The organism is Mycobacterium sp. (genome assembly GCF_004298145.1).
GTDB lineage: Bacteria > Actinomycetota > Actinomycetes > Mycobacteriales > Mycobacteriaceae > Mycobacterium.
Genome location: NZ_SCRH01000007.1, coordinates 121,682 through 129,754 on the forward strand (window position 1 = coordinate 121,682; position 8,073 = coordinate 129,754).

Annotated in this window: 6 protein-coding genes; all 6 read left to right on the plus strand. The window is 66.9% G+C overall.

Going from position 1 to position 8,073, the window contains the following annotated elements:
- The first annotated feature begins 175 nt into the window (after positions 1-175).
- Positions 176-2,965, plus strand: a complete 2,790-nt coding sequence (gene aceE / locus EPN51_RS03025; protein WP_293036237.1) for a pyruvate dehydrogenase (acetyl-transferring), homodimeric type — start codon at positions 176-178, stop codon at positions 2,963-2,965.
- A 152-nt stretch (positions 2,966-3,117) separates the two neighbouring features.
- Entirely contained in the window at positions 3,118-4,440 is a 1,323-nt protein-coding gene (locus EPN51_RS03030) for a PucR family transcriptional regulator (RefSeq protein ID WP_293036240.1), read from the plus strand.
- A gap of 143 nt (positions 4,441-4,583) precedes the next feature.
- Complete coding sequence (locus EPN51_RS03035; RefSeq protein WP_293036243.1) at positions 4,584-5,492, plus strand: ACP S-malonyltransferase; 909 nt, start codon at positions 4,584-4,586, stop codon at positions 5,490-5,492.
- 87 nt (positions 5,493-5,579) lie between these two features.
- Positions 5,580-5,924 carry a meromycolate extension acyl carrier protein AcpM gene (gene acpM, locus EPN51_RS03040; RefSeq protein WP_067252087.1) on the plus strand — a complete coding sequence of 115 codons (345 nt, stop codon included), beginning with the start codon at positions 5,580-5,582 and terminating at the stop codon, positions 5,922-5,924.
- Positions 5,921-7,171 carry a 3-oxoacyl-ACP synthase KasA gene (kasA, locus tag EPN51_RS03045; RefSeq protein WP_293036254.1) on the plus strand — a complete coding sequence of 417 codons (1,251 nt, stop codon included), beginning with the start codon at positions 5,921-5,923 and terminating at the stop codon, positions 7,169-7,171. The genes acpM and kasA overlap by 4 nt, the downstream gene beginning before the upstream one ends.
- 80 nt (positions 7,172-7,251) lie before the next feature.
- On the plus strand, positions 7,252-8,073 hold an 822-nt coding region (kasB, locus tag EPN51_RS03050; RefSeq protein ID WP_293036256.1), incomplete at its 3' end, for a 3-oxoacyl-ACP synthase KasB.

Consider the following 8,073-nt stretch of genomic DNA (forward strand, 5'->3'; position numbering starts at 1 on the left):
CGTTACCGGGTGGGTTGCACAGCCGCCCCAGACCCGCCGGGTTCGCGTCCGCGGGGGAACCCGCGTGCGCTACCGGACGTCGGGTACCCGCGCGGGACACCGGTGCGGCACGATGGTGGGGAGGGTGCGAACCACCCGTCACGGCATACATCCCGCCGATTACAGGAGTAGTGGGTTGACAACCGAGTTCGTGCGCCACGATCTGGCCACAAACCCCAACAACACAACCGAACCCGACCGCGTCCGGGTGATCCGCGAGGGGGTGGCTTCCTATCTCCCCGACATCGATCCCGAAGAGACGTCGGAGTGGCTGGAATCCTTCGACGACCTGCTGGAGCGCTCCGGCCCGTCGCGGGCCCGCTACTTGATGCTGCGGCTGCTGGAACGGGCGGGCGAGCAGCGCGTCGCCATCCCTGCGCTGACGTCAACCGACTACGTCAACACCATTCCGACCGAACTGGAACCGTGGTTTCCCGGCGACGAGGACGTCGAGCGACGCTACCGGGCGTGGATCCGATGGAACGCCGCCATCATGGTGCACCGCGCCCAGCGCCCGGGAGTCGGTGTGGGCGGCCACATTTCGACCTATGCCTCGTCGGCGGCACTGTACGAAGTCGGCTTCAACCACTTCTTCCGCGGCAAATCGCATCCCGGCGGCGGAGACCAGCTGTTCATCCAGGGCCACGCTTCCCCCGGGATTTACGCGCGCGCCTTCCTGGAAGGCCGGCTGACCGCCGATCAACTCGACGGCTTCCGCCAGGAGCACAGCCACCCCGGCGGCGGGCTGCCGTCCTACCCGCACCCGCGGCTGATGCCCGACTTCTGGGAATTCCCCACGGTGTCGATGGGCCTGGGCCCGATGAACGCGATCTATCAGGCCCGGTTCAACCACTACCTGCATGACCGCGGCATCAAGGACACCTCCGACCAGCACGTGTGGTGCTTCTTGGGCGACGGCGAGATGGACGAACCGGAGAGCCGCGGGCTGCTACACGTCGGCGCGCTCGAGGGATTGGACAACCTGACGTTCGTCATCAACTGCAACCTGCAGCGCCTCGACGGCCCGGTGCGCGGCAACGGCAAGATCATTCAGGAACTCGAATCGTTCTTCCGCGGCGCCGGCTGGAACGTCATCAAGGTGGTCTGGGGCCGCGAGTGGGACGCGCTGCTGCACGCCGACAAGGACGGTGCCCTGGTCAACCTGATGAACGTCACCCCGGACGGGGACTACCAGACCTACAAGGCCAACGACGGCGGCTATGTCCGACAGCACTTCTTCGGCCGCGACCCGCGCACCAAGGCACTCGTCGCGAACATGAGCGATTCCGAGATCTGGAATCTCAAGCGCGGCGGCCACGACTACCGCAAGGTCTACGCCGCCTACCGGGCCGCCGTCGACCACAAGGGGCAGCCCACGGTGATCTTGGCCAAGACCATCAAGGGTTACTCGCTGGGCGCCCACTTCCAGGGCCGCAACGCCACGCATCAGATGAAAAAGCTTGCGCTGCAAGACCTCAAGGACTTCCGCGACGCTATGCGGATACCGATCAACGATGCCCAGCTGGAAGAGGATCCCTACCTGCCGCCCTACTTCCACCCTGGTTCCGACGCCCCGGAGATCCGGTACATGAACGATCGCCGGCGCACCCTCGGCGGCTACCTGCCCGAGCGCCGGACAAAGGCCAAGCCGTTGCGGCTTCCCGGCCGCGACATCTACGCCGCGCTGAAGAAGGGGTCGGGAACCCAGGAGGTCGCCACCACCATGGCGACGGTGCGTACCTTCAAGGAAGTGTTGCGGGACAAGGAAATTGGCCCCAGGATTGTGCCGATCATTCCGGACGAGGCGCGCACCTTCGGCATGGACTCGTGGTTCCCGTCGCTGAAGATCTACAACCGCAACGGCCAGCTGTACACCGCCGTGGATGCCGATCTGATGCTGGCCTACAAGGAAAGCGAAGTCGGCCACATCCTGCACGAGGGCATCAACGAGGCCGGGTCGGTGTGTTCGTTCATCGCGGCCGGCACCTCGTATGCGACGCATGACGAGCCGATGATCCCGATCTACATCTTCTATTCGATGTTCGGCTTCCAGCGCACCGGTGACGGCCTGTGGGCGGCCGGCGACCAGATGACGCGCGGGTTCTTGCTCGGAGCCACCGCGGGACGCACCACGCTGACCGGCGAGGGCCTGCAGCACGCCGACGGGCATTCGTTGCTGCTGGCCAGCACCAACCCGGCGGCGGTCGCCTACGACCCGGCGTTCGCCTTCGAGATCGCCTACATCGTGGAGAGCGGGCTGGCCCGGATGTTCGGGGAGAACCCCGAGAACGTGTTCTTCTACATCACCATTTACAACGAGCCGTACGTGCAGCCCCCCGAGCCGGACAACTTCGATCCCGAGGGCGTGTTGCGGGGCCTCTACCGCTACCACGCCGCCACCGAGCAGCGCGCCAACAAGGCGCAGATTCTGGCTTCGGGGGTGGCGATGCCGGCGGCGCTGAACGCCGCGCAGATGCTGGCCGCGGAATGGGATGTCGCCGCCGATGTGTGGTCGGTGACCAGTTGGGGCGAATTGAACCGCGACGGCGTCGCCGTGGACAGGGCGAGGCTGCGCCATCCGGACCGGCCGGCCGGCGTCCCGTACGTCACCCAGGCCCTGTCGAACGCCAGCGGCCCGGTGGTGGCCGTCTCGGACTGGATGCGTGCCGTTCCCGAGCAGATCCGGCCGTGGGTGCCGGGCACCTACGTCACCCTGGGCACCGACGGGTTCGGCTTCTCCGACACTCGGCCCGCGGCGCGGCGGTACTTCAACACCGATGCCGAATCACAGGTGGTGGCCGTGCTCGAGGCGTTGGCTCGCGACGGCGAAATCGACCCCTCGGTGCCGATCGCTGCCGCCCGCCAGTACCGGATCGACGACGTGCAGGCCGCACCGGAGCAGACGTCCGACCCCGGCGTGGCCTAAGGGGCCGGTGGGCGGCCCCCGCGACGTTCTCCCGCCGAATGCGCGGCCAGCCGCACGCTGGGCGCCGAATGCGCGGCCAGCCGCACATTCGAGCCATGCGCCACGCGCGTCTTTTGTTGGGAACTTCCAGAAAAGTCGCGTAGGTTTTAGGGGTGAATGACAACCCCTTCGCCGGTCCGTTCGCGAAGCATCCCCGATCGCCGCTCGAAAACTTGGATGCGGTCCCCGAATCCGTGCTGCGGCGGCTCAAGCAGTACTCCGGGCGGCTGGCCACCGAGGCGGTCACCGCCATGCAGGATCGGTTGCCATTCTTCGCCGAGCTGGAAGCATCCCAGCGGGCCAGCGTGGCGCTCGTGGTGCAGACGACCGTCGTGAATTTCGTCGAATGGATGCAAGACCCGCACAGCAACGTGAGCTACACCGCGCAGGCCTTCGAACTGGTGCCCCAGGAGCTGCAGCGCCGGATCGCGTTGCGCCACAGCGTCGACATGGTGCGGGTCACCATGGAGATCTTCGAGGAAGTCGTGCCGCTGCTGGCCCGCTCCGAAGAGCAGCTGACCGCCCTCACGGTGGGCATTCTGAAGTACACGCGTGACCTGGCGTTTACCGCCGCCGGGGCGTACGCCGACGCGGCCGAAGCACGCGGCACCTGGGACAGCCGGATGGAGGCCAGCGTGGTCGACGCGGTGGTCCGCGGCGACACCGGCCCGGAGCTGCTGTCCCGTGCGGCGGCCCTGAACTGGGACACCACGGCGCCCGCGACGGTGGTGGTCGGTACGCCGGCCCCCGGGCGCGACGGGTCGACCGGACCCGGCGACAGCGAACGAGCGAGTCAGCGCGTCCGCGATATCGCCGCACAACACGGCCGGGCGGCTCTCACCGATGTGCACGGCACCTGGCTGGTCGCCATCGTGTCCGGCCAATTGTCGCCAACCGACAAGTTCCTCGGAGATCTGCTGGTTGCGTTCGCGGATGGCCCGGTGGTCGTCGGACCCACGGCGCCCATGCTGACCGCGGCCTACCACAGCGCCAGCGAGGCGATATCCGGCATGAACGCCGTCGGCGGCTGGCGCGGGGCGCCGCGTCCCGTGCCCGCCCGCGAGCTCCTGCCCGAACGGGCCCTGATGGGCGATGCGTCGGCGATCGTGGCGCTGCACACCGACGTGATGGCGCCGTTGGCCGACGCGGGTCCGACGCTCATCGAGACCCTTGACGCCTACTTAGATTGTGGTGGCGCGATTGAAGCCTGTGCCAGAAAGTTGTTCGTTCATCCAAACACCGTGCGCTACCGACTCAGGCGGATCACCGACTTCACCGGCCGTGATCCGATGCAGCCACGTGATGCATATGTGCTGCGAGTGGCGGCGACGGTGGGCCAGCTCAACTACCCCAGTAGCCCCGCTGGCGCCGCGAACAACGCCATGCCCGCGGTCCCGCTGCCGGTCAAAGGGGCTATCACAGGCCCATCGGCATAATAGTGACCCAGGTGACAGGTCGCGGGCCGGTATCAAACCCGTAGCTTACGCGGCCGTTTTGTAGGGTGTACACAAAAACCTAAGACGAGGTTCATAATCTGTTACACCCGCCAAAACCGTTTCCACAGTGTTCTCTTAAATACGTGATTGCATTGCTCGCGCCCGGACAGGGTTCGCAGACCGAGGGGATGCTCTCGCCATGGCTGGAGCTCGCCGGGGCCGCTGACCAGTTGGCGCTGTGGTCCAAGGCCAGTGGCCTCGACCTGGTGCGCCTGGGCACCACCGCATCGACCGAAGAGATCACCGACACCGCGGTCACCCAGCCGCTGGTCGTCGCCGCCACGCTCCTGGCTCACCAGGAGATGACCAAGCGCGGCTTGCTCGCCGGTAAACGCCAGGTCCTCGCCGGCCACTCCGTCGGGGAGATCGCCGCCTACGCGATCGCCGGCGTGATGGCCGCGGACGACGCCGTCGCGCTGGCCGCCACCCGCGGCGCCGAAATGGCCAAGGCGTGCGCCATCGAGCCGACCGGCATGTCCGCCGTGCTCGGTGGGGACGAGGCCGACGTGCTGGCCCGTCTCGAGCAGCTCGACCTGTTCCCCGCCAACCGCAACGCCGCCGGGCAGATCGTCGCCGCCGGATCGCTGGCCGCCTTGGAGAAACTGGCCGAAGACCCGCCGGCCAAGGCCCGGGTGCGCGCGCTCGGTGTGGCCGGAGCGTTCCACACCAGGTACATGGCGTCGGCGCTCGACGGCTACGCGGCCGCGGCGGCCGCCGTCCAGACGGCCGAGCCCACCGCCACACTGCTGTCGAACCGCGATGGCAAGCCGGTCACCTCGGCTGCGGCGGCGATGGAGGCGCTGGTCGCTCAGCTGACCCAGCCGGTGCGCTGGGACCTGTGCACCGCGACGCTGCGCGATCTGGAAGTGGCTGCGGCCGTGGAGTTCCCGCCTGCGGGCGCCCTCACCGGCATCGCCAAACGAGAACTTCGGGGAGTTACGGCTCGTGCCGTCAAGTCGCCCGCAGACCTGGACGCTTTGGCCGAGCTCTAAAGCCGGCTCGACTTGTCAAAGGCCCAGTACAACCACATAACACGTCAGTTCGACTAACTCACAACACATTACGAAGGGAAGCACGCTGTGGCTGTCAGCCAGGAAGAAATCATCGCCGGTATCGCCGAGATCATCGAAGAGGTAACCGGTATCGAGCCCTCCGAGGTCACCCCGGAGAAGTCGTTCGTCGACGACCTGGACATCGACTCGCTGTCGATGGTCGAGATCGCCGTGCAGACCGAGGACAAGTACGGCGTCAAGATCCCCGACGAGGACCTGGCCGGTCTGCGTACCGTCGGCGACGTCGTCTCCTACATCCAGAAGCTCGAGGAAGAGAACCCCGAGGCTGCCGAGGCTCTGCGCGCCAAGCTGGAGACCGACAACCCCGACGCGGTCGCCAACGTCAAGGCAAGGCTGGAAGCGGACAAGTGAGTAAGCCCTCCACTGCTAACGGCGGTTACCCCAGCGTTGTGGTAACCGCCGTCACGGCGACGACGTCGATCGCGCCGGACGTCGAGAGCACGTGGAAGGGCTTGTTGGCCGGCGAAAGCGGCATCCGCGTCCTCGAAGACGAATTCGTCACCAAGTGGGACCTGCCCGTCAAGATCGGTGGACACCTCAAGGAGCCCATCGACGAACAAATGAGCAGGCTCGACATGCGACGTATGTCGTACGTCCAACGGTTGGCCAAGGTGCTCAGCGGTCAGCTGTGGGAGAACGCCGGCAACCCGGAGCTCGATCCCGACCGGTTCTCGGTCGTGGTCGGCACCGGCCTCGGTGGCGCCGAGAGGATCGTGGAAACCTACGACCTGATGAACGAGGGCGGCCCCCGCAAGGTGTCGCCGCTCGCCGTGCAGATGATCATGCCCAACGGCGCCGCTGCCGTGGTGGGCCTGCAGCTCGGCGCCCGCGCCGGGGTGATGACCCCGGTTTCGGCCTGCTCGTCGGGCTCGGAAGCGATCGCCCACGCCTGGCGCCAGATCGTCATGGGCGACGCCGACGTTGCCGTGTGCGGTGGTGTCGAGGGCCTCATCGAGGCGCTGCCGATCGCGGCGTTTTCGATGATGCGGGCCATGTCGACGCGCAACGATGAGCCCGAGCGGGCATCGCGGCCGTTCGACAAGGACCGCGACGGCTTCGTGTTCGGTGAGGCCGGGGCGTTGATGCTCATCGAGACCGAGGAGCACGCCAAGGCCCGCGGCGCCAAGCCGCTGGCCCGATTGATGGGTGCCGGCATCACGTCGGACGCGTTCCACATGGTGGCACCGGCGGCCGACGGTGTGCGTGCGGGTCGGGCGATGACGCGGTCGCTCGAGTTGGCGGGGTTGTCCCCCAAGGACATCGACCACGTCAATGCGCACGGGACCGCGACGCCGATCGGTGATACCGCCGAGGCCAATGCCATTCGGGTCGCCGGTTGCCAGCAGGCAGCGGTGTATGCGCCGAAGTCTGCGCTGGGGCACTCGATCGGTGCGGTTGGGGCGCTGGAGTCGGTGCTCACGGTGCTGAGCCTGCGCGATGGTGTCATTCCGCCCACATTGAATTACGAAACCCCCGATCCCGAGATCGACCTGGACGTTGTCGCGGGCGAACCTCGCTACGGCGACTTCCGTTACGCGATCAACAACTCATTCGGCTTCGGTGGCCACAACGTGGCACTCGCCTTCGGGCGTTACTAAAGCGGCGTCCGGCGACGATGCGGGCCGCAAACGGCCCGAGGAGAAGCCGGACAAGTACGGAAGGAACGTTCGCAAGACCCATGACAGAGCTGGTTACCGGGAAAGCCCTCCCGAACGTGGTCGTCACTGGTGTCGCCATGACGACCGCACTGGCGACTGACGCCGAGACCACGTGGAAGCTGTTGCAGGACAGCCAAAGTGGTATCCGCAGACTCGAGGATCCCTTCGTCGAGGAGTTTGACCTGCCGGTGCGCATCGGCGGTCATCTGTTAGAGGAGTTCGACAGCCAGCTCACCCGCATCGAGCTGCGCCGCACGGGCTACCTGCAAAGGATGTCCACCATCCTGGGCCGCCGGGTCTGGGAGAACGCAGGCTCACCCGAGGTGGACTCCGACCGGTTGCTGGTGTCGATCGGCACGGGGCTGGGTTCCTCGGAGGAGTTGGTCTTCAGCTACGACGACATGCGTCAGCGTGGCATGAAGGCGGTCTCGCCGCTCGGGGTGCAGAAGTACATGCCCAACGGCGCAGCCGCGGCGGTGGGTCTGGAACGCCACGCCAAGGCCGGCGTGATCACGCCCATCTCGGCGTGCGCGTCCGGTTCCGAGGGCATCGCCCAGGCGTGGCGCAACATCGTCTTCGGCGAGGCCGACATCGCGATCTGCGGCGGCGTCGAGACCAGGATCGAAGCGGTGCCGATCGCGGCGTTCGCGCAGATGCGGATCGTGATGTCCACCAAGAACGACGACCCGGCCGGCGCGTGTCGCCCGTTCGACCGCGACCGGACCGGCTTCGTGTTCGGCGAGGCCGGCGCGCTGATGGTGATCGAAACCGAGGAACACGCCAAGGCCCGCGGGGCCAACATCTTGGCCCGCATCATGGGCGCCAGCATCACCTCCGACGGC